Raw genomic sequence first — 25,057 nt, 5'->3', positions numbered from 1 at the left:
ACAAACCACTCCCTCGTCGCTTCGCTCCTCAGTGCGCGGAACCGGATTCGAACTATCGCCAGACTCACTTCGTTCGTCTGACTGAGTTCGAATCTACTCCGGCGATTTTCGCCCTCGCGGTGCTCGGACAGAAAATGCGTGGGACCGGATTCGAACCAACGCTGAACTCGCTTCGCTCGCTCAGCTAACCTCGAATCCACTCATTGCGCATTCACTCCTCACTTCGTTCGTCGTAGAATGCGCGGGACCGGATTCGAACTCAGTCAGGCGCGCGGAGCGGAGCGAGCACGTCTGACGCTGGTTCGAATCCACTCCGGCGATTTTCGGCCTCGCGGCGCTCGGACAGAAAATGCGCGGGACCGGATTCGAACCGGCGAAGGTCTACACCATAGCGTCCTAAGCGCTACGCCTTTGGCCTGGCTTGGCGACCCGCGCGCACTCCCCGATAGCGCTGTCCGGCACAAGTACGTAACGCATCCCTCCGTGGGTTTAAATCCGGGAGCGCCCAAGACCGGGTATGTATCGGGCGGGCGACGAGGTAGACCAGCGGGAGTGGCTCGCGGAACTCGACGCGGTCGCGGAGCGCCTCGAACTCGGGAGCGCCGCGCGGTCGAACGCGCGCGACATCTTCCTCTCCACGCTCCCGGACGAGGACCGCTCGAAGCGGGCGGCGCTCGCGGCGAGCGTGTACGCCGGCGCGCTCATCGCGGGCGACCAGCGCTCGCAATCCCGGGTCGCGGACGCCGCTGACGTCTCCCGGCTCTCCGTGCAGGGAAAGTGGAAAGACCTCGTGGAGGAAGCGGGGTTCGACGCGCCGGACTGGTAGGTTACTGTTCGCGCGCGCGACCGTCGCGTTCGGGCGTGACGTTCCCGTGCTCGTCGATTTCGCCGTTCACGATGCGGGTCGAGGAGATGATGTCGCCGTCCTCCGCCGTCACGTGCTCGACGACCTCGATGTCGAGCGGGTCGAACCCGCGTTCCGCCCGCAGTTCGTTGATGCGCTGTGCGCCCGCCTCCGTCTCCGGGGAGACGATGAGCACGTCGAACTTCTCCTCCGTCGCCGCGATACCCGTCGGTTCGTCCAGGCGTCGAATCTCGACCTCGCGGTCGAACTCGTCCGCGAACCGGGAGAGTTCGCGTTCGAGGTCGGTCTTCCGCTCGCTGAACGGCCGCACGTACCGGTCCTCGTTACGGGTCTTCGGCGCGAGGTCGTCGCTCGTCAGTCCGACCGTAACGTCACCGAGCTCGAACGCCCGCTCGAAGAGCGCGCGATGGCCGTCGTGAATAGGGTCGAATGTCCCGCCGAGGGCCACGTTCATACCCCGGGGGAAACGCCGCGCGTGTTTATCGGTTGGGGTTCTCCTGCTCCGCGTTCGTGCCTTCGACCTCGATGTGGACGGGTTCGTTCTCGTCCGCCGCGTCCTCGTCCTCGCCGAGGTATCTGTCGAGGTTGAACACCGTGTTCAGTTCGTCCTGCACGCGCCCGACGACGCCGCCGACGAGGTCGCTCGGCGCGATGGCCGTGTACTCGTAGGGGTTGTTCCCCGCGCCCTCGCTCTCGCGTTTTTGGCGCTCCACGGTGTCCTCCTCGTTCAGCTCCGCGAGCGCCTCCCGCACCGTGCTCGGGTAGAGTCCGGTGCCTTCCGCGATTTCCTCGCTCGTGCTGTTCGGGTGCTGGCGGAGGTAGACGTAAATCTTCGCGCGCGTCTCCGTGTCGAGCACCCACGAGAGGATGTTCACCACGCGGTCGTCGAATCCGGCCTTCGCTCGGTCCCGGGCGTTCCGGGCGTCCTCGCTGTCCTCTGAATCAGACATGTGTCGGCTCTTGTGCGACGAAAGCCGTCCAGCGATTAAAACGCTTTGCTCAGAGGAGAATCGAGTCGTAGAGCGCGCGAGCGCCGTCTTCCCCGCGAATGCGGCGCTGGCGTTCCGCGCCGCTCTCCCGGTCGTACACGTCGCGAAGCCCCGGCACGTCGAGGCGTTCGGCCTCGCGCTCCACGACCTCGCCGAGGGAGACGACGCCGCCCTCGGGTTCGAGGAAGGACGCGTCGTGGCCGTGGCGAACCGCCCGCCACTTGTTCTCGTCCAGAACTTCCCGCCGCACGTCCGTCCCGGGTTCGCCGTCCTCGTAGCGCTCCGCGAAATCCACGACGAGCGCGTGCGTGTACTCGACGAACGTCTCCACCACCGAGGGGTCGTGCTGGCCGTCCGGCGCGCGGACTTCGACCGTGCCGTGGCCGGAGTGCGGGCGCACGTCGAACCAGAGTTCGCCGCGGTCGTTGATACTGCCCTGAGAGACCATTCGCTCCTCGTAGTCCTCGAACGCGTCGTAGTCCTCGAACGCGGTCGGCATCCCCGTGTTCGGGAGGTTCTCGAAGACTTTCGCGCGCGCCGACGCCAGCCCCGTGTCGAACCCGTTCCAGAACGGCGAGTTCGCGGAGAGCGCGAGCATCACCGGCAGGTACCATCGAATCTCGTTCGCCACCCACACCGCCTTGTCCGGGTCGTCCACGCCGACGTGGACGTGCAGGCCCGCCGTCGTGTTCCGGTGCTGGGGGTACTGGATGCGCTCCAACTGCGAGCGGTACCGCGGCTTCTCCGCGTGCTCGTGCTCGCGCCACCGCGCGCCCGGATGCAGGCCCGCGCCGGCGATACCGAGGCCGTGCGACGCCGCGTACTCGACGAGCGCTTCCCGAACCTCTCGAATCGCGTCGCCCGCCTCCTCGATGCCGTCGAGGCGCGGCGTCTGCGTCTCCACCACGAACTTGAACAGTTCGTGGTCGAGGCGGCCGTCGAGCAACTCGGGCGGGTCGCCGTCGTACACCAACTGGTCGCTCCCCGCGGTCGGCACGCCCGACTCGTCGACCACGAAGAACTCCTCCTCGACGCCGAGCGTCCCGAGTTCCGTGAACGCGTCCCGCGAACCCGTCACCATTCGCCCGTCAGTTCTCCGCCCGCGAATAAATAAGCCCGGATGCCGGCGAGCGCTCGCCGCACGCCCCCGCCCTACTTCGGTCGCGCGACCACGCCGAGGTGGTCTGCGTGGTACGGTTCGAGGCGCTGGGTCTCCAGCACCTCGTACGCGGATTCGAGGTCTGCGAGCACGTCCGCGAACACGTCGTCGGGGTCGCGGGTCACGTCCTCGCTCCGGGCCTTGAACGCCGCGAGCAGTCGGCCGTCGTCCGCGAGGAACTCAGCGTTCTCCACGGCGACGCGCGCCTGCCCGCGGGTCGCCACGTCCTGCACCACGGCGTCCACGTCAGCCTCGACGACGTGCGCGTACGTCTCCGGCTTCCGCGCGTCCTTCAGGAGGGGGAACAATCGGTTCCGTGACTCGGCCACGTCGAGCAGGTCGCGGACGGGCCGCGGCGCGAACTCCACGGCGTACGTCGGCCCCGCGAAGTCCGCGACGTGGCTCACCGTCGTCCCGTTCGCCGCGCCAAGGTAGAGCACCGTCTCGCCGCCCGCGAGGCCGGTGTCCATTTCGTGTTCGAGCATCGCGCCGAGTTTCGACCGGTTCGGGTTCCAGCGACGCCATCCGTCCTCGACCGGTTCGCCGTACACCGGTTCGCCCCGGGTCGCCAGCCACGACGCCTCGCTCCCGTCGAACGCGCGGCGCTCGACGCCCTCGGGGCGGCTCATTCGTCACCCCGCGAGCGGATGCGCTCGATGCGCTCGTCCAGTTCGTCCTCGAGTCCGGGCCGCCGGTCGCCCGAGTAGTGGTCGATGCGCGCCGCGATGCTCAGCTTCCCCGCGAGCGCCCGCGCGGCCGACCCGCGCTCGTCCGGCCGCGTCCCCCGGACGTACTCGTGGACGTAGATGACGCCGTGCTTCGGCGACGGCGCGTGCCCGCGGAGATGCGCGAACAGCGCGTCCTCCGCCCCGAGCACCTGCACCGTCCCGGACGGCATCTTCGCGAGCGACTCCAGGCCGCCCGCCTGCTCGACGAGCCGCGCGGCGAGCGTCGGTCCCGCGAGCATCGAGAGGTTCGGCGCGACCACGCGCGCCTGCTCCTCCACGTACGATTCGAGGTCTGCGCGCTCGTTCGCCAGGTCGCGCACGCGCTCCGCGAGCGACACCACGCGCTCCTCCGTCACGTCGTCGGGGTCGCGCGCCGCGACCTCCCGCGCGTACTCGACGCCCGTCCCGGACTCGTCGAACAGGCTCCCCGCCCACTCCGCGACGCGCTCCGAGAGCTCGTTCACGGTGCTCGTGAGGTCTTCGACGCCCCTGACCGCGTGCACCAACTGCTGGTCGTCCGCGCGCTCCCGGGTCTGAACTTCCGTCCGAGCGGACGCCACCGTCGCCTCGTGGAGCGCGTCGTAGTAAGCGTCCTCGGTCGCCGCGAACCCGGACTCGACCGCTTCACTCGGCCAGTCCGCGGGCGCGTCCGCCGACCCGTCGCGTACGCTCGCCGCGAGCGCGCCCACGTCCTCGGCGTCGCCGCTCGCGAACCATCCCTGCGTCATACACTGGACTGCACGCCGTCCGCGTAAAAACCTACGTCTTCGCCTACCGCGGTTGCTCGCGCCCGCCCTCCGACGGGACGACGCGACGCACGCGACCCTCCGCGCCCGACTTCAGCTTCACGTCCGCGCCGTTCGGGTCGGCCTCGCCGAGCACCGTCGCGACCTCGCCCCGAATCGGCTCCTTATCGTGGCCCTGTTCGATTTCGACGGTCATCCCGCGCTCCACCTCCCGGGGTCGTGGATACTCGGGCTTACCCGGAGTTGTTCGACGCCACCCGAAAGAGCGTGGCGGCCAACCTTCATGCCGGCCCGTCGCGTTCTCCGACGCATGCCGGAGCGCGAACTCGACCAGCTGTTCGACGAACTCGAAGCCCTCGAAGCCGCGGTGGACGAGGACGCGCGCGAACGGGTGGCCGCCGCGCTCGACGCCGCAGAGGACGTGGAGGAGGAAGTCGCCTACCTCGAAGACCGCGGCGCGTTCGGGAACGTCATCCGCGGGTACGACCGCGCCGACGTCGCCGAAACCTTCCTCGGAAGCCTCCTGTTCGGCGTGCCGATGGCCGTCGAGGGCGGAACCACCGAGGTCGGCGCGTTCTTCGCCACCCACCCCGCCTTCCTCCTGGGGACGGTCGCGGCGACGCTCGCCGTCGTCTACGGTGTCCTCTACGTCGCCGACTTCCAGGACGTCCGCGTCAAAGACCCCCTGTTCGGGTTCGTCCCCCGGCGGTTCGTCGGCGTCGTCGCGGTGTCACTCTCGACCGCCGTCGTCCTGCTCACCGCGTGGGGACGTATCGACTGGGCCGACCCCGCGGTCGCGCTCGGCGCGTGCGTCGCCGCGTTCTTCCCGATGGCCATCGGCGCGGCACTCGGTGACATCCTCCCCGGAAGCTAGCGCGGAAAGGACAACCGTTAAAACTGCTCCCGCGACTAACCCGAGTATGAGCGAATCAGAGACCCGGCAGGCGCGCAAGTGCGTCTCCTGCGGGATTAACATCTCCGGCACGACCGCCGCCTCGTTCAAGTGCCCGGACTGTGGCCAGCAGATCTACCGGTGCTCGAAGTGCCGGAAGCAGAGCAACCTCTACGAGTGTCCTGACTGCGGATTCCGGGGGCCGTAACGATGGGGAAGGTCGCCGCACGCATCAAGGTCATGCCGCAGAGCCCCGAAGTCGACCTCGACGCGCTCACCGAGCGCCTCGAAGACGCGCTCCCCGAGGGCGCGAAGATCAGCCGAACCGACCGCGAGGACGTCGCGTTCGGCCTCATCGCGCTCTTCCCGACCGTCATCATCCCCGACGAAGCCGGCGGCACGGAAGCCGTTGAGGACGCGTTCCGCAACGTCGACGACGTCGAATCCGTCGACGTCGACGAAGTCGGCCGGATATAAGTCCGCGAACTTCTCCCGATTTCCCGTTTCGCGTAGTCGCTACTCCGCGTCCGCGAGCGATACCTCGAACCCCCACTCGGTCTCCCCGAGGTAGTTCGAGGACTCGAACCGGTACGTCGCGGCGGTGAGGCAGTCGCTCTCCGGGCCGCCGAGCAGGGCGTACGTCCCGCGTCGGGTTTCGCCGGGCGCAAACTCGACGTCGTTCACGACCTGCACGGTGGCGATACCGTCGGTCGCGCGCCAGCACGCGTCGTCCTGCGGTGCGTTCGGCACCACGTCGTTCCCCACGCCGCCGGGCGCGAGCAGGGCGGTCGCGTCGCCGTCGCCGCGCTCCCCGTAGAGGGTCGACCAGGGAACGATAGCGCCGAACTGCCACGTCCGCGCGGCGTCCGCGGTGTTCGTCACCGCCACCTGCACCGTCGGCGGATAGAACTCCGTGGCGTCTGTCGCTCCGGTCACCGTCACGTCCGCGTCAACGTCGTCCGGGAGGTCGTCGAGCGTCACGTCCTCGACGACGAACCGCGTCCGGTTCGCGGGTGTCGTGGTCGTCCCGTCGGTCGTGGTTCCGTCCGTGGTCGTGTCGTCGCGTCCGGTGGCGTCGCCGAGACAGCCGCCGAGTGCGGTCGCGCTGGCCGTCGCGCCGAGCGTTGCGAGGAGGGCACGTCGCTGCATACTCGGGAGAACGCGGGAATGGGATAAACAGTCGGCGGAGGCTCAAAAAGCGACTTGTGTTATTCGAGCGCGGCCGTGATGGCCTGGTCGAGGTCGGCCTTGAGGTCGTCCACGTTCTCGATGCCGACGCTCGCGCGGATGAGCGGGTCGGTGAGGCCGGCGGCCTCGCGTTCTTCTTTCGGGATGGCGGCGTGCGTCATCGCCGCGGGCTGTTCGATGAGGGATTCGACGCCGCCGAGCGACTCCGCGAGCGTGAACACCTCCGTGCTGGAGACGAACTCGCTCGCCTCCTCCAGGCTCGCGTCGAGTTCGAAGGAGAGCATGCCGCCGAAGTCGTCCATCTGCTCGGCCGCGAGGTCGTGCTGGCGGTGGGATTCGAGGCCGGGATAGTAGACGTGCTCGACGTGCTCGTGCGCTTCGAGCCAGTGCGCGAGTTCGTTCGCGTTCTCGCAGTGGCGATCCATCCGCACGGGCAGCGTCTTCGTCCCGCGGAGGACGAGGAAGGCGTCGAACGGCCCCGGGGTCGCGCCGACGGAGTTCTGGTAGAACCCGAACTCCTCGTCGAGTTCCGCGTCGTCCGTGACGAGCGCGCCGCCGACCACGTCGCTGTGCCCGCCGAGGTACTTCGTGAGCGAGTGCGAGACGATGTCCGCGCCGTGTTCGAGCGGGCGCTGGAGGTAGGGCGTCGCGAACGTGTTGTCCACCGCGCAGAGCGCGTCGTTGTCGTGCGCGATGTCCGAGAGCGCGTCGATGTCGTTCACGCGCATCAGCGGGTTCGTCGGCGTCTCCACCCAGAGGAGTTCCGTGTTCTCCTGCATCGCGTCGGCGACGGCGTCGTGGTCGGTGGTGTCCACGAAGTCGAACTCCACGTCGTACTTCTCGTACACCTGCGTGAACAGCCGGTGGGTTCCCCCGTACACGTCGTCGCCCGTCACCACGTGGTCGCCGGCGTCGAGGAGGTTCATCACGGTGTTGATGGAACCCATCCCGGAGGAGAATGCGCGGCCGTGCTCGCCGCCCTCCAGGGCCGCGAGGTTGTCCTCCAGGTCGCTCCGGGTCGGGTTCCCGGTTCGGCTGTACTCGTAGCCCGTGTGCTCGCCGGGCGCGGACTGCTCGTACGTGGAGTTCGCGTAGATGGGCGTCATCAGCGCGCCCGTCTCCTCGTCGGGTTCCTGGCCGGCGTGGATGGCGCGCGTCTCGAAGTGCTCGTCGTCGTCCATACCGATGGATGGAGGGAGTTCGTGTTAGACCTGTCCCTCCCACCCGAGACTGCCGGCGTCTCCGACGCGAACGCGTAGCGTGCGTTTTATAACTCCGACGGAAGTACGAACCTGCATACGACTATGCCGAGTTCAAACGGACCCCTCAACAGCACGCGGAAGAAACTCTCCAACAAGCCCCGAGAGCGCGGCACGTCGCCGCCCCAGCGCTCCGTCGCCGAGTTCGACGAGGGTCAGAAGGTACACCTGAAAATCGACCCCTCGACGCCGAACGGTCGCTTCCACGCCCGATTCAGCGGTCTGACGGGCGAAATCGTCGGCGAGCAGGGTCGCTCCTACAAGGTCAAGATCAACGACAACGGCAAGGAGAAGGTCGTCCTGGCGTACCCCGCGCACCTCCGCGCGCAGAACTAGCATGACCATCTTCAAGGAGACGCTCGACGAGGAGTTCCTCACCACGTCGGAGGCGAAGGCCCTCCTGGAGGACATCGAGGCCGAGCGCGCGGCCGACGAAGACCGGGAACTCCGGTACGAACTCGCGCGCGCCGTCGAGCACACGAACCGGTTCGCCGTGCTGGAGGCCGAGGAGTCCCGCGAACTCGTCGAGGAACTCCTCGAACTCGACACCATCGAGGAGCAGGCGGCGTTCAAGGTCGCTGACCTCCTGCCGCGGAGCCGCGACGAACTCCGCGCGGTGTTCGCGCAGGAGCGGTACGCGCTCTCCGGCGACGAACTCGACGACGTGCTGGACGTCGTCGCGAAGTACGCGTAACGCGTCCGACTTTTTAAGTATCGCGTGGTTCTAGGGCGAGTATGAGCAGCGAACGCGACGAGACGTCGGAAGCGGTAGTGCTCGATGTCCTGCACCACGGCCGAAGTAACGGCGGTGCGTACAGCGGGTCGCCGCTCGCGTACGCGGTCGCCGCGGACGACTTCACGCTCTACGAACTCAGCCTGCGCGAGGACACCGACATCTCCATCGGCGACTCCGTCCAGGTGACGCCGGACTTCGACGCGGGCATCGAGCGCGGGCACACGGTCGCGTACGAAGACCTCACGGACGGCGCGCGCTCCGAACTCGACTACGTGGTGGAGGAACTCGTGGAGGAACACGAACAGCGCTTCGTGGACTTCTTCAACGACGCACAGCCGCTCTCCCTGCGCCTCCACCAGCTCAACCTCCTGCCCGGCATCGGGGACAAACTCCGGGACAACGTCCTGGACGAGCGCAAACGCACGGGGCCGTTCGAGAGCTTCGACGACCTCGAAGACCGCGTCTCCGGCCTGCACAGTCCGAAGGAGACGGTCGTGGAGCGCATCATGGAGGAGCTACAGAACCCGGACGACGTGAAGTACCGATTGTTCGTCCGGAGAGAGTAAGGGCCGCCTGCGAGTACTACGCGTATGACCGAGTACCGGAACCCGGACGCCCTGATTCGGCGTGCGGGCCGCGGAAACCCCGACTTCGACCAGCACTTCCTCGTGGACGACCGCGTGCTCGACCGCATCCCGACGTACGCGAGCGAGTTCGACCGCTCGCACGTCCTCGAAATCGGCGCGGGCACGGGCGCGCTCACCGACCGGTTGCTCGACGCCGCAGACCGCGTCACCGCAATCGAACGCGACCCCGACCTCGCGGCGTTCGTCCGCGAGGAGTTCGCAGACGCAATCGACCGCGGCGACCTCACCGTCGTCGAGGGGGACGCGCTCTCGGTCGACCTCCCCGCGTACTCGTGCTGTGTCTCGAACCTCCCGTACAGCGCGTCGAGCGAACTCACGTTCCGCCTGCTCCCGGCGGGGAAGCCGGCGGTGCTGATGTACCAGCGGGAGTTCGCGGAGCGGATGGCGGCCGACGCGGACACGAGCGAGTACGGCCGGCTCTCGGTGGCCGCCCAGCACTACGCGGACGTGGAGGTCGTCGAAATCGTGCCGAAGGAGGCGTTCGACCCCCAGCCGCGCGTGGAGAGCGCCATCGTGCGCCTGACGCCGCGCGACCCGGACTACGAGGTGCCGGACGAGGACTTCTTCCTCGACTTCGTGAAGGCCGTGTTCACGCAGCGCCGGAAGACGATGCGGAACGCGATTCGGAACACCGCCCACATCTCGGGCCTCGACGCCCCGGACGCGGTCGTGGACGCCCTGGACGACGAGTTGCTCTCGGCGCGCCCGGAGAAACTGGAACCGCGACGGTTCGCGGCGGTCGCGAGCGTCGCGTACGACCACGGTGACCCGTCGTGAGCGCGCTCGCGGACCTGACGGACGCGGTGCAGTCGCTCGGCCCCGCGGAGCGCGCCGTGCTCTCCGTCGCGGTGCTCGTCCTGCTCGCGCTCGGCTGGCGGGCGTCTCGGCGGTTCGCGGCGAGCGCGCGCGAGAACCGGAGCGACCGCATCGTGGACGTGCTCCTCGTCGTGCTCGTGCTCGCGTTCGGCGCGCTCGGCGTCGAGGCGTTCCTCGTGCTCTGGGGCGCGCACCCGCTCGCCGTGGACGCCGTGCAGGCCGTGACCGACCGCGCGGAACTCGGCGTCCGCCTCGTCCTCACGGCGGTTCTCCTCGCGGGCGCGTACGTCTTCACGGAGTTCCTGCACGGCCGCGTGGACGACTTCGTCGCCGACCGCGAGAACATCACCGACCACCAGGCAGAAATCACGTTCCGCCTCCTCCAGATTACGCTGTACGTCGGCGCGCTCATCACCGCGCTCGGCATCTGGAACGTGAACCTCTCCGGCCTCCTCATCGGCGCGGGGTTCGCGGGTATCGTGTTCGGCATGGCCGCCCGGCAGACGCTCGGCGCGGTCATCGCGGGGTTCGTGTTGATGTTCGCGCGGCCGTTCGAAATCGGTGACTGGGTGAAAATCGGGTCGAACGACGGCATCGTCACGGACATCACCATCGTGAACACGCGAATACAGACGTTCGACGGCGAGTACGTGATGCTCCCGAACGACTACGTCGGCTCCGAGGAGGTCGTGAACCGCTCGCGGAAGGGCCGCCTCCGCCTGCACGTCGAGGTCGGCGTGGACTACACGACGGACGTGGAGCACGCCATCGAGGTCGCGGAGGAGACCCTGAAGGACGTAGAGGACGTGCTGACGGTGCCGCAGCCGCAGGTCGTGCTCACCGAGTTCGGGGATTCGGCGGTCGTGCTCGACCTCCGGTTCTGGATAGACAAGCCGAGCGCGCGCCGGAAGTGGCGCGCGCAGACCGCGGTCATCTCGCAGGTGCACGAGGCGTTCCGCGAGGCGGGCATCACCATCCCGTTCCCGCAGCGCGAACTCAGCGCGCGCGACGACGGGATGGGCGTCCGCATCCCCGACGACTACGGGCCCTCGGGTGACGACGGTGAGTGACCTCGCGGACCGCCGCGGCGTCGAGACCGAGGTGTATCAGCCGGCGGAGGACTCGATGTTGCTCGCGGACGCCGCGGTGGCCGAACTCGCGGCGGACGCGCGCGTGCTGGAGGTCGGCACGGGGTCGGGCGTCGTCGCCGAACGCGTCCGGGACGCGGGCGCGAACGTCGTCGCGTCGGACGTGAACCCGCACGCGTGCCGGCAGGCCCGGGAGCGCGGCGTCCCGGCGGTTCGCGCCGACCTCGTCGCGCCCTTTCGCGACGGTGTCTTCGACGCGGTGCTGTTCAATCCGCCGTACCTCCCGGAAGACCCCGCGGCGGAGCGCGACGACTGGATGGAGGTCGCGCTCACGGGCGGCGAGACGGGCCGCGAGGTCGTGGAAGCGTTCCTGGACGACGTGGCGCGCGTGCTCGCGCCGGACGGCTACGTTCTCCTGCTCGTCAGCACGCTCACGGGCGTCGAGGAGGTCGTCGCGTACGCCGGAGACCGCGGGTTCTCCGCCGTCGCGCTCCGCGACGAGTCCTTCCCGTTCGAGACGCTCACCGTCCTGAAGCTCGTCCGGTAACGCTTACTCCCCGGCCGTTCTCGTACGAGCTATGTCCGGTGCGTCGAAGTGGCGGTACGCGGTGTACGCGATGCCCGCGGTCACCGCCATCGAAGCAACGCTCGGCCTCTTCCTCGTCGCGGTCGTCGCGCGGACGGGCGTGTCCTTGACGGCGCTCGCGGTGCTCGCCGCGCCGTTCCTGCTCGCCGCGCTGGTCGTCCGCCTACTCCTCCCGATAGCGATTCGCGCGGACGCCCGCGCCGTCTACGAAGCGACTGGGGGAGCGTTCGACGGCGAGGTGTACGCGATGGCGGCCGTTCCGGGAATCTTCGTGCCCGTGGTGGACTCGCTCATCGCGCTCCGCTACCTCGGTCGGAGCCGCACCGCGTTGGATAACCACGAAGAATAAATTTAGAAGGAAAATATTAAACGAGGGTATGGCGTAGTTCGGGGTAGATGACAGTCGTCAGCACGACGCTCGGGCTGTTCCCGCTGCCCGACGACGCGCGAGAGCGCCTCGCCGACCTCAAGGGACACCAGAAAGAAGACCTCGTCTCCGGGGACGAAGCCCCCGACATCGAGGCCGTCTACGACGAAGCGCGCGACGACCTCCTCACCCGGCAGGCGGACGCCGACCTCGACCGCGCCGTCGAGGGGCAGGCGCGCTGGGACGACATGCTCGCCCATCCGCTCGCCGTCCACGAGAACGTCCGCACCGAGGGAATCGTCCGGTACTACGACAACAACAACTTCTACCGCGACCCCGTCGTCACCGGCGACCTCACGCACAGCGGCGACCTCGCGCGCGACCTCGAACGCGCGAGCGCGCTCACCGACAGCCTCCAGGCCGTCGTGCCCGGCCCCTACTCGCTCTCCCGACTCGCGACCGACGACCACTACGGGAGTTCCCAGGCGTTCCTCGCCGCGCTCGGCGACTTCCTCGCCGGCGAAGTCGAGTCCTTCCCCGACGCCGTCGAGACCGTGTTCGTCCTCGAACCCAGCCTCGCCACCGAATCGCTCGACGACGGCGAGGACGAGCGCGCCGCCGCCGCCATCGACACGGTCGCCGCCGCGACCGACGCCGAGGTCGTCGTGCAGTCCTACTGGGGGACGTACGGCGAGAAACTCCACGCCCACCTCCTCGACACCGACGTCTCGGCGCTCGGCTACGACCTCGTCACCGCGCACGACGACGCCACCTACCTCGTCCAGGAGTACGGCACGCTCGACTCGGTGAGCCTCGGCGTCGTGGACGGACAGAACACGCTCGTCGAATCCCCCGACACCATCGAAGAACGCATCGAGTGGTTCAGAGACCAGATTCCCGTCAGCGAGTTCGACACCGTGTACGCCACCCCTAACACCGAGCTGTTCTACCTGCCCGTGAACAAGTTCCAGGCGAAACTTCGCGCGCTCGGCGCGCTCGGAGGTGACCGCGAATGAGCGAGAACCGCGAGCAGTTCCGTCCCCCGGGCCACGAGAACGACCACTTCCTCCTCACCACGGTCGTCGGCTCCTACCCCAAACCGTCGTGGCTGAACCGCGCCCGCGACCTCCACGACGACCCGGACAGCGAGTTCGACGACGACGACTGGCGGGAAGCCCAGGACGACGCCAGCCGCCTCATCACGAACGAACACGAACGCGCCGGCCTCGACGTGGTCGTGGACGGCGAGATGCGGCGCAACGAGATGGTGGAGTTCTTCGCCCACCGCATCGACGGCTACGAATTCAACGGCCCCGTCAAGGTCTGGGGGCACAACTACTTCGACAAACCCAGCGTCACCGACGAGGTCGAGTACGGCGAGTCCTGGCTCGTCTCCGAGTACGAGTTCACCGCCTCGGTCGCCGACCGGCCGGTCAAAGTCCCCATCACCGGCCCCTACACGCTCGCGTCCTGGAGCTTCAACGAAGCCTACGAGGACGAGGAAGCGCTCGCGTACGACCTCGCCGACCTCGTGAACGAGGAAATCGAGAAGCTCGTCGCCGCCGGCGCGCGCTACATCCAGATAGACGAACCCGCGCTCGCCACCACCCCCGACGACCACGCCATCGTCGGCGAATGCCTCGAACGCATCGTCTCCGGCATCCCAGACGACGTGCGCATCGGCCTGCACGTCTGCTACGGCGACTACTCCCGCATCTACCCCGAACTCCTCGACTTTCCCGTCCACGAACTCGACCTCGAACTCGCGAACGGCGACTACGACCAGCTCGACGTGTTCAAGAACCCCGAGTTCACGAAAGACCTCGCGCTCGGCGTCGTGGACGCGCACGTCGCCGAAGTCGAGTCCGTCGAACAAATCGAGCGCAACATCCAGAAAGGGCTCGAAGTCGTGCCGCCCGAACAGCTCACCGTCAGCCCGGACTGCGGCGTGAAACTCCTCCCCCGGGAGGTCGCGTACGGGAAGATGGAGAACCTCGTCACCGCCGCGCGGAACGTCGAGGCGAAACTCGACAGCGGCGAACTCACGCCCGACCTGAATTAGGCCGCCGCGTCGGACGCCGACTCCTCGTCCGCTTCTTCTTCCGTGCCGCGTCGTCGGTCGATAGTGAGCGCGAGCAGGCCGGCGAGCGCCGTGAGCGCGGACTGCACGCGCACGGCCTCCACGTACCAGTCGGACGGTTCGAGGTCTTCCGGGTTCTCGTAGCCGGCGAGCAGGAGGCGCTTCAGGGGGTCGATGACGCGACGCGGGAACAGCGCGCCGAACGCGCCGCTCACGACCGCAAACGCCGCGAACAGGGTGCGGGACATTGCACTCGAACGTTCGGCCCGCACCCGGAAAAACGACGCGGGCTACCGGACGCCGCGGACGAGGCCGCCGAGCGTCGAATACAGGAGCGGGACGGCGAGCGCGACGTACAGCACCTGGCCGGTGTCGAGCGCGACCCCGAGACTGCCGTAGCCGGCGAGCAGACCGAGGAAGACGCCCAGGGAGAAGAGGCCGACGAGGAAGCCCGCGAACGCGCCGCGCGCCGGCGACCGCTGGCCGAACCCGGCGATTGCGCCGCCCGCGAGGAACCCGACCCAGGAGAGGTGGCCGAGCACCACGGCGACGACGGCTCCGGCGACGAACCACGCGACGTTCGCGCGGGGGTTCGCGCGCCACGCGGTGTTCATCGCTCGCCCTCCACGAACTGGATCGCGGTTTCCCCGGGTGCGACGGGAAACGGCTTGTACTCGGTGTCCGCCCACAGTCGGAGCTGGTCGCTGTAGTGCTCGCTCCACACCTCGCCGTCGTTCCCGCCGGGAATCACGCACACGGAGCGGCCGCCGGGCTCGCACACCATCCGCCAACTGCTCCCGGTCGGGCGCTCCACCGCGTAGTTGTTCACGGTCGCCCGCGAGCCGTCCGTCGGATACTCCGGGTAGTTGAGGAACTCCTGGCCGAACGGGTGCGTGATGGCCTCGGTGGTGTTGTAGTCGCCGTACGTCCCGTAGCCCTCCGCGTCGATGGTTTCGACGGCCGCGTCGAACGCCGACCGCATCACCGCGCGCCGGGAGCGCTCCGCGAACCACTCGCCGTCCGGGTCGAGGTGCTGCACCACCCAGTCGCGGGGATAGTAGTCGGCGTCCACCCCCGCCGCGTCGAACCGGGATTCGAACAGTTCGCGTTTGTACTCGTCGAAGAAGAGCGCGAACGCGAGCGCCGCCGTCGAGTCCCGATTCATGTGGCCGTCCCATTCGCGGAGCGCGCTCGCGTACCCCGGATAGTCGCCCGCGATGGCGTCCGCGAGCGGCCCGACGAGCCCCTCGACCCGACCGTCGTAGGCGTCGTCGTGGAGACCCTGCATGAACTCGAACGTCACCGGCTCCGCCGACTGAACGCGCTCGTCCAGGCGGTCGTAGATGCGGATTCCCCGATACGGGTCGGAGTAGGACTCCGCGAGGTAGTGCGCGGGCGTGTCGGTGACGCGCTGGTTCGCCGTCCCGACGTAGTCGGGGTTGACCACGCCGGGTTTCTCGTCGAACGGCACGAACCCGCGACTCCAGTCCGTCGTGCCGTACGGTTCGAACCCGTCCCACTCGCCCTCGCCCGCCGAGCCGTCGAATATCGCGTCCCCGCGGACTTCCTCGCCGTCAATCGTGCGAATCGGAATCTGGCCGGTCGCGTAGTAGAGCGTGTTCCCCTCGGTGTCGGCGTACACGAGGTTCTGGGTCGGCTCGTCGAACAGCTCGGTCGCCGCGAGCACGTCCGAGAGACCCGTGCTCCGGTTGAAGTCGTAGATGGCGTCCGTCGTCCGGGTGGCGGTGAGGCCCGTCCACGCGACGGCGACGCTGTACCCCTCGCGTTCGAGGTAGGGGCCGTGCCGGGTCGTCCGCCGCGTAATCGTCCGGTCGGGCGCGTTCGCGACGGGAATCGTCACCTCCTCCGTCTCGAACGCCTCCCACTCGCCCCGATACCGGTATTCGCCGTTCCGAGTCTCGTACTCGTAGACGTCGAGGACGTCCGCGCCGACGTTCGTGAACCCCCACGCGCCGTGGTCGTTCTCGCCGATGACGACGAACGGCACGCCCGGGAACGTCACGCCCCGCACGGTGTAGTCGGGCGCGTCCAGCGTCTGCTCGAACCACACCGGGGGAGCCATCAGGGAGAGGTGGGGGTCGTTCGCGACGAGCGGCCGCCCCGACTCGGTGAGGTCGCCCGACACCACCCAGGAGTTCGACCCGACGCCCGGCGGACTCTCGAACCCCGACAGCCACCCCGCGAGGCCGCGCGCGTCCCCGCGCGGCGTCCGAACACTCTCCCGAATCGTCTCGGGCCGCCCGCCGTCGTCGCCTCGGAGGATGGGTGCGTCGTGTTCGAGTCGGGCGGGATAGAGCGCGTTCGCCGTCTCCGCGCCGAGCGCGTCCGCGGCCGCCGCGTTCCGCAGCGTCTCGAAACTCCCCGTGAGTTGCCACGCTATCTGCTTCTCCATCAACACCGTGTCCGCGGGCGTCCACGGCGCGGGCTCGTACTCCAATAGCCCGAACTCCACCGGAAGGGGTTCGCGTTCGATGCAGGCGTTCACGCCGTCCGCGTAGGCCTCGACGAGCGCCGTCGTCTCCGACCCCGCGAGTTCCGCCCAGGTCGCGTCGGCGGCGCGCGCGAAATCCATCCGCCGGTGGAACTCGTCCGAATCCAGCGTCGCCTCACCAACCACCTCGCTCAACTGCCCGCGCATCTGGCGTCGCTGTAAGTCCAGTTGGAACAGGCGGTTCGCGCCGTGTACGTACCCCGTCGCGAAGTAGAGCGCGCGCTCGTCGTCCGCCTCGATAGTCGGGACGCCGTACTCGTCGTCGTACGCGACCGTCGCGGGCCCGTACGGGCTTCGCACCCGGTCGTTCGTCCTGTCCGCCGCGTCCGCCCACGCACGCCCCGAGAACGGCGCGAACCGCCGGAGATAGCTCGACACCGGCGACATCGCGCCCGCCGCCGCGCCACCGCCGACGATGGCCGCGACGAGCCCGCGACGAGTCAGCTCACTGTCCATAGCCCACGCTAGGCTACCTATTACGATAAAAGGATAGGCGGAATCGGTCGCGGGCGACCTCAGTGGTCGTCAGCGTCCTCGTACACCCACTGCGTGGTGGCGAGGTCCCAATCGACCAGTTCGTCCTCGTCGAAGAACAACTCGATTTCGCGCTCGTTCGCGCCCTCGTCCTCGTGGTCGCTCCCGTGGATGAGGTTGTGACCGAGGTCGTTCCCGTAGTCACCGCGGATGGTGCCGGGAGCGGCCTCCTGCGCGTCCGTCGCGCCCATCATCTGGCGAACCTGCCGGGTCGCGTCCGCGCCTTCCCAGACCATCGCGAAGACGGGGCCGGACGTGATGAACTCGACGAGACCCTCGAAGAAGGGCTTGTCCTCGTGCTCGGCGTAGTGCTCGTGCGCGAGCTCCTCGTCGATCTGCATGAACTTCCCGCCGACCATCTTCAGGCCCTTGTCCTCCAGGCGACCGACGATGTCGCCGATGAGGCCGCGCTGCACGCCGTCGGGCTTCACCATCACGAACGTCCGCTCGTCGTGGTGGCTCATTCGTTCTCCCCGCCCTGCGCCTGGCCTTCTTCGGTCCACTCCAGGTCACGCGGCTCGCGACCGAGGTCCGCGTTCTTCTCGCACTTGGACGAGCAGAAGTGGACGGTGGTGCCGTCGTTGTAGACGAACATCGTCCCCGTGCCGGGTTCGATGTCGCTACCGCAGTAGTCGCATTCTCGTGTCTGGGGCATTATTGACCTCCGATGGGGTCAGCCTCGCGAGCCGTCTCGCGGAGCTGGATGACGTCGCCGACCCGGACGGGGCCGAGGCAGTTCCGCGTGATGATGCGGCCCTGGTTCGACCCTTCCTGGAGTCGGCACTTCACTTGCATCGCCTCGCCGTGCATCCCGGTCTTCCCGACGACCTCGATGACTTCGGCGGACGTGGAGTCGCTTGCTGGTTCTTCCGCGCTCATGAGTTATTACTTGAGTTCCTCGACTTTCGCCGAGATGTCTTCGACGTCCTCGTCGGCGTCACCGGCGTCCACGACGGCCGCGGCGGCGGAGCCGACTTCGAGACCGGCGGCGTTCCCGAGTTCGTCCTGCGTGTCGACGAACACGTACGGAATCCCCTTCTCGTCCGCGAGCTCGGGGATGTGGAGGACGATCTCCTCGGGGGAGACGTCTTCCGCGACGAACACGAGGTCTGCGTTCCCGCGCTCGATGGACTTCGTCGTCTCGTTCGTACCTTTCTTCACGCTCCCGGTGTCGCGAGCCACTTCGAGGGCTTCGAGGGCTCGTTCCTGGAGGTCCGCTGGGACATCGTAGTTGACGTACACTGGCATAGTTGTGTTCACCTAGTTGCCGTGGCGGGCTTGCGCTCCCCTGCCGGGTCAATCCCTAACGGCTAGGAGCATCATCGACCCCCACTGGCTGTACTACTACCGTGGGGTTCCTATGCTTAAAAGCGCTTTCAAAGCCTCGCGGGAACGGGTTTCTCGCTCCTCGTCCGTGCGACGCGAACCCACGCCGCCCGCTACTTTTACGTCGTTTGGGAGTACAATTCAGGGTGTGAAATTATCTATCGGAAACGTACTCGAGACCGGCTACGAGAGCGTTCGTCAGCGCAACGGACTGCTCCTCTTCGGTATCGTGTACGCCCTGACGGTCGTCGAGTCCGTCTTCGGAACCGCCTCGTCGTTCACGTTCACCCTCCCGGGCGGCGAGGAACTCACGGTGGACTCGACGGCGATCGTTGAGGTGTCGCCGCTCGTCGACAGCCTCATCGCGCTTCTTGTCGGCGTCGCCGGACTCCTCACGACGGTCGCCGCGCTCCGCGTGTTCGCGAGCGACGAGACGGAACGCCTCCCGCTCGCGGCGTTTACGCGCCGCGGCGTCTGGACGTTCGCGAACGTGTTCGTCGGCGCCATCGTCTTCGCCGTCGTCGTCGCCCTCGGATTCGCCGCGCTCGTGCTCCCCGGTCTCTACCTGCTCTCGGCGCTCTTCCTCTGGGCCGTCTTCGTCGCCGTCGAGGACGAGAACTTCTTCGAGGGATTGCGCTCCTCGTGGCGCCTCACGTCCGGCCACCGCCTCCAGACGTTCCTCCTCGGCGTCGCGTTCCTCATCATCGCGTTCCTCGTCAACATCGTCACCGTGATTCCGATTACGGTCTTCGGCGCGTCCGAGTTCGACTTCCTCGTCACCAACTTCGGGTCCGCGTTCGTCACCGTGTTCGGTAACGGCGTGCTCGTCGCCGCCTACCAGCAACTCTCCGCCGACGAGTCGGGGCCAACTCCCGGCGTGTAGGGCGAAACTGCCTTGCCCGCCTCGGCCGAACGCCCGATAATGGTTCGCGAGGTCGCCGCCGCGCTCCGCGAGGAGGCGGAGTCCGTGAACGAACGCCGCATGCTCGTGCTCACCGGGTCCCGCGAGTCGTGTCTGGACGCCGCGGACGCCGCGCTCTCCGCCGCCGACGTGCCGCGCGACGACGCCACGCACCTCGGGACGGTCGGGAGTCTCGACTGCGAGCGCCTGCGGCCCCGTGATTCGGACGCCCTCCTCGGAACGACGCGGACGGCGGTCGTGTACGACGCGCACGACGAGTGCCGGCCGAACGCGCTCGGCCGCATCGCCGGCGCGGTGGACGGCGGGGGACTCCTCGTCCTGCTCGCGCCCGACCTCGACGACTGGCCGCGCGTCCGCGAGGACTTCGACGAGGGCCTGGCGGTACCGCCGTTCTCGCTCGCGGACGTGACCGGGCACTTCCGCCGCCGGCTCGTCGACACGCTCCGCGCGCACCCCGGAATCAGCATCTACGACGCGGACGCCCGGTCGCTCGAACGGGACGGCCGCACGCGTCCCGCGCCCCGGATTCGCCCGCCGCCGCCGGAACCGCCCGCCAACCACGACTTCCCCGAACGGGCGTACGACGCCTGCCGAACGCAGGACCAGGTGGACGCGGTGCACGCGCTCGAAGCGCTCCGCGAGACCGGACAGGCAGTCGTCGTGGAGGCCGACCGCGGCCGCGGGAAGTCGAGCGCCGCCGGCATCGCGGCCGCCTGCCTCGCCGACGAGGGACTGGACGTGCTCGTCACCGCCCCACGGAAGCGGAGCGCGAGCGAACTGTTCGAGCGCGCCGCCGAACTCGACTGTGACAGCCTGCGCTTCGAGAAACCGCCCGCGGCCGCGGGGCTGCCGGGCGACCCCGACGTGGTGTTCGTGGACGAGGCCGCGGCGCTCCCCGTCCGCCTGCTCGAAGACTTCCTCGACGCCGACCGCGTCGCGTTCACCACGACCGTCCACGGCTACGAGGGCGCGGGCCGCGGGTTCGACGTGCGCTTTCGCGACCGCCTCGCCGACAGCGACCTCGAACTGACGGACATCCGGATGACCGACCCGATTCGGTACGCCGCCGGCGACCCAGTCGAGGTGTGGGCGTTCCGCGCGCTCCTCCTCGACGCCCGCCCGCCCGTCGACCCGCTCGTCGCCGACGCCACCCCCGCGGACGCGACGTACGACGCGCTCGACAGCGACGACCTGCTCGCGGACGAAACCCTGCTCCGGGAGGCGTTCGGCCTGCTCGTCTACGCGCACTACCGAACCGAACCGAACGACCTCGCGCGCCTCCTCGACGCCCCGAACCTCCGCGTTCGCGCGCTCCGCCACGACGGCCACGTCGTCTCCGTCGCCCTCCTCGCACGCGAGGGCGGCCTCGACGAGGGGACGCGCGCGGAGATGTACTCGGGCGGCCGCATCCTCGGGAACATGATACCGGACGTGCTGACGAGCCAACTCCGGGACGAGGACGCCGCCGTCCCCGTCGGCTGGCGCGTCGTCCGCATCGCCACCCACCACGCCGCGCGCTCCCGCGGGTTCGGCGGCCACCTCCTCGACGAACTCCGGAGCGAAGCCGCGGGCGACCTCGACTGGGTCGGTGTCGGGTACGGCGCGACCCCCGAACTCGTCTCGTTCTGGGACGAGAACGGCTTCGACACCGTCCACGTCTCCACCACCCGGAACGACACGAGCGGCGAGTACTCCGCCATCATGCTCGACCCGCTCAGCGAGGCCGGCGAGACGGTTCACGGTCACCACGCCGCGTGGTTCGCGGAGCGGATTCCCGGCGTGCTCGGGGACGCGCTCACCGACCTCGACGCGGACGTGGCGCTCGCCTGCCTCGCCGCCGCCGACGCCCCGCCCGCGCTCTCGCTCACCGACCACCAGTGGAGTGTCGTCGTCGGCGCGTCCTACGGGCCCGGACTCTACGCCGCCGACCCCGCGCCATTCCGCGCGCTCGCCGCCCACCACCTCACCGGCCCCCACCCCGACCTCCTCACCGACCGAGAGGAACGCCTGCTCGTCCGGAAACTCCTCCAGACCGAGGACTGGGACGCGGTCGCCGATGACCTCGACTACCACTCCACGGGCCAGTGCATGCGCGCGCTCGGGAGCGCGCTCGAACCGCTCGTCGACGAGTACGGATCGCCCGCCGCCCACGCGGAAGTCCGGAGGTACGACTGATGGACGCGCTCGTCCTCCTCGCCTTCGGCTTGCTCGCGCTCGGCATGGTCGGCAGCATCGTCCCGCTCCTCCCGAGCGGCCTCACCGGCCTCGTCGGCGTCGCCGTCTACTGGTGGCAGACCGGCCAGCCCGGCCCGCTCGCCCTCGCCGCGCTCGTCGTGCTCGGCGTCACAGCCACCTTCGTGGACTGGTTCGGCGGTGCACTCGGCGCGAGCGCCGGCGGCGCGTCCACCAGAACCACCCTGATAGCCGCGGTCGTCGGCCTGCTCCTGCTCCCGCTCGGCGGCCCCATCGGCATCATCATCGGCATCGCCGGCACCGTCTTCACCCTCGAATACTACCGGAACGGCGACGGGGGGCGAAGCGTCAAAACAGCCGCGTACGCCACCGCCGGCGTCCTCGCGTCAGCCCTCGTCCAACTCGCACTCACCGGCGCGATGTTCGCGATACTCCTCGCCGTCCACTACCTCTAGGGGTGCGCGTAGTAGACGACGGACTCCTCGTCCTCGTGGCGGTCTCGCGGTTTGTCACCGCTCGACTGTTCCGTGGCGCGTTGCGCCACGTAGTCCACGCGCACGAACCCGACGCGGACGAACTGGAGCGTCTGGTCGGCGTCGTACTCGGCGAGGCCGGGTTCCGCGCGGCCCGACACGTCGCCGTCGGGCGTCCGCATCCGCACGGGGACGCTCTCGTCGGCGGGCACCCACTGCACCACGTCCACGTCTTGCTCGCGGACCAGGTCGATGTCGTCGTCCGTTACCGTCAGCGCGTCGCCGTCGTACGCGACGGGCCCGTAGCCCTTCAACCAGAGCTTCTCCCCGGGTTCGGGGAGGTCGTCTTCTTCGACGAGCACGGCGTCGCCGACGGGGATATCGCGCTCGCCGCGCTCCTCGTGCTCGGGGTGAACCGGGGGATGCGCGCTGTCCGGGCCGCCCGAAATGGGGAGTTCGACGCCGTCGGAGACGAAGAAACACCGCGGGCTCTCGTCGTCGATGCGGTCGCGGTTGTTCGCGTACACCGAACTCATCGCCAGATCCACGTCCGAGGTCGAGGTTCCGAGTTCAACCATCGCGTCCACGATGGCCTCGCCCTGGATACCCCGGCGCTTCGTCGAGAGCAGGGTGGGGACGCGGGGGTCGTCCCAGCCGTCGAACTCGCCGGCCTCGATCTTCTCCCGAATCGTGGACGTGCTCATCTTCACGTCGTACTCGTCCACCTGGACGTGCCCCCAGTGGACGACCTCGGGGTACTCCCAGCCGAAGTAGTCGTAGACGAACCCCTGGCGCTTCGCGGAGTCCTGGAGGTCGATACCGCGAATGATGTGGGTGACACCCGTGAGGTGGTCGTCGATGCCGGACTGGAAGTCGAGCATCGGCCAGCACCGGTAGTCCTCGGCCTCCGGACGCGGATGCGGCGTGTCGATGATGCGGAACGCGACGAAGTCGCGGAGCGCGGGGTTCTTGTGCGTGATGTCGGTCTTCACGCGCAACACCATCTCGCCCGAGTCGTACTCGCCGTCGACCATCGACTCGAACTCCGAGAGGACGGTCTCCGTGTCCTTCTCGCGGTGCGGGCACGCCTCGCCCGAGTTCTTCAACTCGGAGAACTCCTCGGCGGGACACGAGCACGTGTACGCGCCGTCCATCTCGATGAGGTCGCGGGCGTACTCGTAGTAAGTGTCGAGGCGGTCGGACGCCGTGATGACCTCGTCCGGCTCGAACCCGAGGTACGCCACGTCCTCCAAGACCTGGTCGTACACCCAGTCGAGCGGGCGTTTCGTCTCGGGGTCCGTGTCGTCGAACCGGACGAGCATCCAGCCGTCGTAGCGCTCCTTGTAGGAGCCGATGACGGCGGGCATCCGCGCGTGCCCGATGTGCCAGGGGCCGTTCGGGTTCGGCGCACAGCGCATCCGCACCTCGTCGTACTCCTCGACGTTCGGCAGGTCGGGGAGCGGGTGCTCCTCGCCCTCGTCCTCGGCGTCGAGTTCCGCGAGTCGCTCGGGCGCGAGTTCCTCCAGTCGCTCCCGTTTCTCCTCGGTCGAGAGCGCGTTCACGTCCTCGACGACCGGCGCGACGACGCCCGGAACCTCGTCGCCGTGCTCCCGGAACTCGGGGTTCTCTCCCATCATCGGCCCCATCAGAGCGCCGACCTGTGCGTCGCTCCCGTGCTTGAGCGCGTTGTAGAGCGCGTCCACTTCCGCCTCTCGGCGGACGCGCTCGCGGAGGTCTTCGTCCATTACCGGCGAGTAGCCGGGACTCGGGGAAATCGGTTTGGATTCTGCGGACAGACGACCACTCCCTCGCGCGCCGGTCGGTCGCCGTTTCCGCGGGCCCGACGCGCGCCACTCGCTACATACCCCGCGCTGGCCGCGGCCCCGTACTTGAACGCTCGCACCGACAACGGGAAACCGCTCGCCGCGAAGGACTGGGTATGTCGACGGTTCGGACGAACGGCGTCGAGACCTACTACGAGTCCCGGGGCGAGGGCCCCGTGGTGGTGTTCCTGCACGGCGCGTTCAGCGACCACCGCGTCTGGGCCGAACGCACCCGCTCGCTCGCGGACGAGTACCGGGTCGTCGTGTACGACCTCCGCGGACACGGTCGAACCGGCGGTTCCGACTGCAACGCGTACAGCATCGACACGTACGTCGACGACCTCCGCGCGCTCGTGGACGCGCGCTCGCTCGACGCCCCGGTCGTCTGCGGGCTCTCCATGGGCGGCATGGTCGCACAGCGCTACGCCGCTACCGGCGGCCCGCTCTCCGGTCTCGTCAGCGTCGCCGCGCTCTCCTCGCGCGCGCTGTCGCCCGGTGAGTGGGTGGAGCGCCGCGTCGCCCTCCCCGGCGCACTCGCGCTCACCAGCATCGTCGGGTTCGACGCCGTCCAACCGTTCGTCTCCTGGCTCTCGAACCGCGGCGACGACTTCGACCCCGGCGACCTCGACGAGAAAGCCCGCATCGAGAACGCGCACGCCGACGACTACTCCGGCGTTCCGCCGTCGGAAGCCGCGAAAGTCCGCCGCGCGCTCCTCTCGTGGGGAACGCTCCGCACCGACTACGCGAGCATCGACGTACCCGCGCTCGCGATGTGCGGCGGGAACGAAACCGCGCGAATGACCGCCCACGCCCGATACCTCGCGAGCGAGATTCCGAACGCCCGCTACCGAACAATCCCGAACGCCGGCCACAACGCCCACGTGGACAACCCCGAATTCGTCCGGGACGCGCTCACGGACTTCCTCCGAGAGACCACGTAGAACGAAACCACCAGTTCGGCCGCGGTGCGGTTGCGGTGCGGTTGCGGACGCGGGCGGTCGTGTACGGCGCTGTGCGGCGCGGTCGCTGTGCGGGTGTCGTTCCGATGCCCGACCGCGAGCGCCGACGGCGCTCGCGTCTTTTTAGCGGGGGTTTTACGGTGAGCGGGTCGCCTCCGGCGACCCCGAA

At 68.6% G+C, this 25,057-nt stretch carries 33 protein-coding genes and 1 tRNA gene; 17 read left to right on the top strand and 17 right to left on the bottom strand.

Going from position 1 to position 25,057, the window contains the following annotated elements:
- Positions 1-350: 350 nt before the first annotated feature.
- A tRNA-Leu gene (locus LI334_RS08870) sits at positions 351-435 on the bottom strand.
- Positions 436-517: 82 nt separating this feature from the next.
- Here LI334_RS08870 and LI334_RS08865 point away from each other — a divergent pair.
- On the top strand, positions 518-826 hold the full coding sequence (locus tag LI334_RS08865; protein ID WP_227260253.1) for a transcription initiation factor IIB family protein: 309 nt from the start codon (positions 518-520) through the stop codon (positions 824-826).
- A gap of 1 nt (position 827) precedes the next feature.
- Here the strand turns inward: LI334_RS08865 and LI334_RS08860 are convergent, their stop codons facing one another.
- From LI334_RS08860 to LI334_RS08835, 6 genes are all read right to left on the bottom strand, one after another.
- The gene (locus LI334_RS08860) at positions 828-1,319 is read right to left on the bottom strand and encodes a phosphopantetheine adenylyltransferase (RefSeq protein WP_227260251.1); all 492 of its coding nucleotides are present in this window, start codon (positions 1,317-1,319) and stop codon (positions 828-830) included.
- A gap of 25 nt (positions 1,320-1,344) precedes the next feature.
- Positions 1,345-1,815, bottom strand: coding sequence for a winged helix-turn-helix domain-containing protein (locus LI334_RS08855; RefSeq protein WP_227260249.1), 471 nt, complete (start codon positions 1,813-1,815; stop codon positions 1,345-1,347).
- Positions 1,816-1,864: 49 nt separating this feature from the next.
- Complete coding sequence (locus tag LI334_RS08850) at positions 1,865-2,935, bottom strand: glutamate--cysteine ligase (protein WP_227260247.1); 1,071 nt, start codon at positions 2,933-2,935, stop codon at positions 1,865-1,867.
- 71 nt (positions 2,936-3,006) lie between these two features.
- Complete coding sequence (locus LI334_RS08845; protein WP_227260245.1) at positions 3,007-3,642, bottom strand: fibrillarin-like rRNA/tRNA 2'-O-methyltransferase; 636 nt, start codon at positions 3,640-3,642, stop codon at positions 3,007-3,009.
- Positions 3,639-4,469, bottom strand: a complete 831-nt coding sequence (locus tag LI334_RS08840; protein WP_227260243.1) for an NOP5/NOP56 family protein — start codon at positions 4,467-4,469, stop codon at positions 3,639-3,641. The genes LI334_RS08845 and LI334_RS08840 overlap by 4 nt, the downstream gene beginning before the upstream one ends.
- A gap of 43 nt (positions 4,470-4,512) precedes the next feature.
- On the bottom strand, positions 4,513-4,683 hold the full coding sequence (locus tag LI334_RS08835) for a DUF2196 domain-containing protein (protein ID WP_168219995.1): 171 nt from the start codon (positions 4,681-4,683) through the stop codon (positions 4,513-4,515).
- A 114-nt stretch (positions 4,684-4,797) separates the two neighbouring features.
- Between LI334_RS08835 and LI334_RS08830 the strand changes: the two genes are divergently transcribed.
- From LI334_RS08830 to LI334_RS08820, 3 genes are read left to right on the top strand one after another with little or no spacing between them, the layout of a single operon-like run.
- Positions 4,798-5,361, top strand: coding sequence for a DUF2391 family protein (locus tag LI334_RS08830; RefSeq protein WP_227260241.1), 564 nt, complete (start codon positions 4,798-4,800; stop codon positions 5,359-5,361).
- A gap of 46 nt (positions 5,362-5,407) precedes the next feature.
- Positions 5,408-5,587 carry an HVO_2753 family zinc finger protein gene (locus LI334_RS08825; protein ID WP_145846749.1) on the top strand — a complete coding sequence of 60 codons (180 nt, stop codon included), beginning with the start codon at positions 5,408-5,410 and terminating at the stop codon, positions 5,585-5,587.
- A gap of 2 nt (positions 5,588-5,589) precedes the next feature.
- A complete protein-coding gene (locus LI334_RS08820) occupies positions 5,590-5,856 on the top strand; it encodes an elongation factor 1-beta (RefSeq protein WP_227260239.1) in 267 nt (88 codons plus the stop codon).
- A 39-nt stretch (positions 5,857-5,895) separates the two neighbouring features.
- Here LI334_RS08820 and LI334_RS08815 read toward each other — a convergent pair whose 3' ends face one another.
- Positions 5,896-6,528, bottom strand: coding sequence for a hypothetical protein (locus LI334_RS08815; protein ID WP_227260238.1), 633 nt, complete (start codon positions 6,526-6,528; stop codon positions 5,896-5,898).
- A 59-nt stretch (positions 6,529-6,587) separates the two neighbouring features.
- Positions 6,588-7,748: a cystathionine gamma-synthase gene (locus LI334_RS08810; RefSeq protein ID WP_227260236.1), complete on the bottom strand. Its 1,161-nt coding sequence runs from the start codon at positions 7,746-7,748 to the stop codon at positions 6,588-6,590.
- Between the two features lie 123 nt (positions 7,749-7,871).
- Here LI334_RS08810 and LI334_RS08805 point away from each other — a divergent pair, with 123 nt between their 5' ends.
- From LI334_RS08805 to LI334_RS08765, 9 genes are read left to right on the top strand one after another with little or no spacing between them, the layout of a single operon-like run.
- On the top strand, positions 7,872-8,162 hold the full coding sequence (locus LI334_RS08805) for a 50S ribosomal protein L21e (RefSeq protein ID WP_227260234.1): 291 nt from the start codon (positions 7,872-7,874) through the stop codon (positions 8,160-8,162).
- 1 nt (position 8,163) lies between these two features.
- A complete protein-coding gene (locus LI334_RS08800; RefSeq protein WP_227260231.1) occupies positions 8,164-8,520 on the top strand; it encodes an RNA polymerase Rpb4 family protein in 357 nt (118 codons plus the stop codon).
- 41 nt (positions 8,521-8,561) lie between these two features.
- Complete coding sequence (locus LI334_RS08795; protein ID WP_227260229.1) at positions 8,562-9,128, top strand: DUF655 domain-containing protein; 567 nt, start codon at positions 8,562-8,564, stop codon at positions 9,126-9,128.
- Between the two features lie 24 nt (positions 9,129-9,152).
- Positions 9,153-9,986: a 16S ribosomal RNA methyltransferase A gene (locus tag LI334_RS08790; protein ID WP_227260227.1), complete on the top strand. Its 834-nt coding sequence runs from the start codon at positions 9,153-9,155 to the stop codon at positions 9,984-9,986.
- Positions 9,983-11,095, top strand: a complete 1,113-nt coding sequence (locus LI334_RS08785; RefSeq protein ID WP_227260225.1) for a mechanosensitive ion channel family protein — start codon at positions 9,983-9,985, stop codon at positions 11,093-11,095. Before LI334_RS08790 ends, LI334_RS08785 begins: the two co-directional genes overlap by 4 nt.
- Positions 11,088-11,660 (top strand): HemK2/MTQ2 family protein methyltransferase, encoded by a 573-nt coding sequence (locus tag LI334_RS08780; protein WP_227260224.1) that lies wholly within the window; start codon positions 11,088-11,090, stop codon positions 11,658-11,660. The genes LI334_RS08785 and LI334_RS08780 overlap by 8 nt, the downstream gene beginning before the upstream one ends.
- 31 nt (positions 11,661-11,691) lie before the next feature.
- On the top strand, positions 11,692-12,048 hold the full coding sequence (locus LI334_RS08775) for a hypothetical protein (protein WP_227260222.1): 357 nt from the start codon (positions 11,692-11,694) through the stop codon (positions 12,046-12,048).
- A 47-nt stretch (positions 12,049-12,095) separates the two neighbouring features.
- Positions 12,096-13,082 (top strand): 5-methyltetrahydropteroyltriglutamate--homocysteine methyltransferase, encoded by a 987-nt coding sequence (locus LI334_RS08770; protein WP_227260220.1) that lies wholly within the window; start codon positions 12,096-12,098, stop codon positions 13,080-13,082.
- Positions 13,079-14,128, top strand: a complete 1,050-nt coding sequence (locus tag LI334_RS08765; RefSeq protein WP_227260217.1) for a methionine synthase — start codon at positions 13,079-13,081, stop codon at positions 14,126-14,128. Before LI334_RS08770 ends, LI334_RS08765 begins: the two co-directional genes overlap by 4 nt.
- On the opposite strand, the gene LI334_RS08760 is transcribed toward LI334_RS08765, so the two are convergent.
- From LI334_RS08760 to rpl7ae, 7 genes are read right to left on the bottom strand one after another with little or no spacing between them, the layout of a single operon-like run.
- A complete protein-coding gene (locus tag LI334_RS08760) occupies positions 14,125-14,394 on the bottom strand; it encodes a hypothetical protein (RefSeq protein ID WP_227260216.1) in 270 nt (89 codons plus the stop codon). The genes LI334_RS08765 and LI334_RS08760 overlap by 4 nt on opposite strands.
- Before the next feature lie 42 nt (positions 14,395-14,436).
- Positions 14,437-14,760, bottom strand: coding sequence for a hypothetical protein (locus LI334_RS08755; protein WP_227260214.1), 324 nt, complete (start codon positions 14,758-14,760; stop codon positions 14,437-14,439).
- Entirely contained in the window at positions 14,757-17,114 is a 2,358-nt protein-coding gene (locus LI334_RS08750; protein WP_227260212.1) for a penicillin acylase family protein, read from the bottom strand. Before LI334_RS08750 ends, LI334_RS08755 begins: the two co-directional genes overlap by 4 nt.
- A 59-nt stretch (positions 17,115-17,173) precedes the next feature.
- Positions 17,174-17,656, bottom strand: coding sequence for a nucleoside-diphosphate kinase (gene ndk, locus LI334_RS08745; RefSeq protein WP_227260210.1), 483 nt, complete (start codon positions 17,654-17,656; stop codon positions 17,174-17,176).
- Complete coding sequence (locus LI334_RS08740) at positions 17,653-17,847, bottom strand: 50S ribosomal protein L24e (RefSeq protein WP_227260208.1); 195 nt, start codon at positions 17,845-17,847, stop codon at positions 17,653-17,655. Before LI334_RS08740 ends, ndk begins: the two co-directional genes overlap by 4 nt.
- Entirely contained in the window at positions 17,847-18,071 is a 225-nt protein-coding gene (locus LI334_RS08735; RefSeq protein WP_227260206.1) for a 30S ribosomal protein S28e, read from the bottom strand. The genes LI334_RS08740 and LI334_RS08735 overlap by 1 nt, the downstream gene beginning before the upstream one ends.
- A gap of 6 nt (positions 18,072-18,077) precedes the next feature.
- The gene (rpl7ae, locus tag LI334_RS08730) at positions 18,078-18,440 is read right to left on the bottom strand and encodes a 50S ribosomal protein L7Ae (protein WP_227260205.1); all 363 of its coding nucleotides are present in this window, start codon (positions 18,438-18,440) and stop codon (positions 18,078-18,080) included.
- Between the two features lie 226 nt (positions 18,441-18,666).
- On the opposite strand from rpl7ae, the gene LI334_RS08725 reads away from it, so the two are divergent.
- From LI334_RS08725 to LI334_RS08715, 3 genes are read left to right on the top strand one after another with little or no spacing between them, the layout of a single operon-like run.
- Positions 18,667-19,401, top strand: coding sequence for a hypothetical protein (locus LI334_RS08725; protein WP_227260203.1), 735 nt, complete (start codon positions 18,667-18,669; stop codon positions 19,399-19,401).
- Positions 19,402-19,440: 39 nt separating this feature from the next.
- On the top strand, positions 19,441-21,615 hold the full coding sequence (gene tmcA / locus LI334_RS08720) for a tRNA(Met) cytidine acetyltransferase TmcA (RefSeq protein WP_227260201.1): 2,175 nt from the start codon (positions 19,441-19,443) through the stop codon (positions 21,613-21,615).
- Positions 21,615-22,088 (top strand): DUF456 domain-containing protein, encoded by a 474-nt coding sequence (locus LI334_RS08715; protein ID WP_227260199.1) that lies wholly within the window; start codon positions 21,615-21,617, stop codon positions 22,086-22,088. The genes tmcA and LI334_RS08715 overlap by 1 nt, the downstream gene beginning before the upstream one ends.
- Here LI334_RS08715 and LI334_RS08710 read toward each other — a convergent pair.
- Entirely contained in the window at positions 22,085-23,851 is a 1,767-nt protein-coding gene (locus LI334_RS08710) for a glutamate--tRNA ligase (RefSeq protein ID WP_227260197.1), read from the bottom strand. The genes LI334_RS08715 and LI334_RS08710 overlap by 4 nt on opposite strands.
- A 194-nt stretch (positions 23,852-24,045) precedes the next feature.
- On the opposite strand from LI334_RS08710, the gene LI334_RS08705 reads away from it, so the two are divergent.
- Positions 24,046-24,870 (top strand): alpha/beta fold hydrolase, encoded by an 825-nt coding sequence (locus tag LI334_RS08705; RefSeq protein ID WP_227260195.1) that lies wholly within the window; start codon positions 24,046-24,048, stop codon positions 24,868-24,870.
- Positions 24,871-25,057: the final 187 nt, after the last annotated feature.

The sequence above is a fragment of the Salarchaeum japonicum genome (genome assembly GCF_020614395.1).
Classification (GTDB): domain Archaea; phylum Halobacteriota; class Halobacteria; order Halobacteriales; family Halobacteriaceae; genus Salarchaeum; species Salarchaeum japonicum.
The sequence above is the reverse complement of the archived record's forward strand: the minus strand, read 5'-3'. Positions and strand labels throughout refer to the sequence as shown.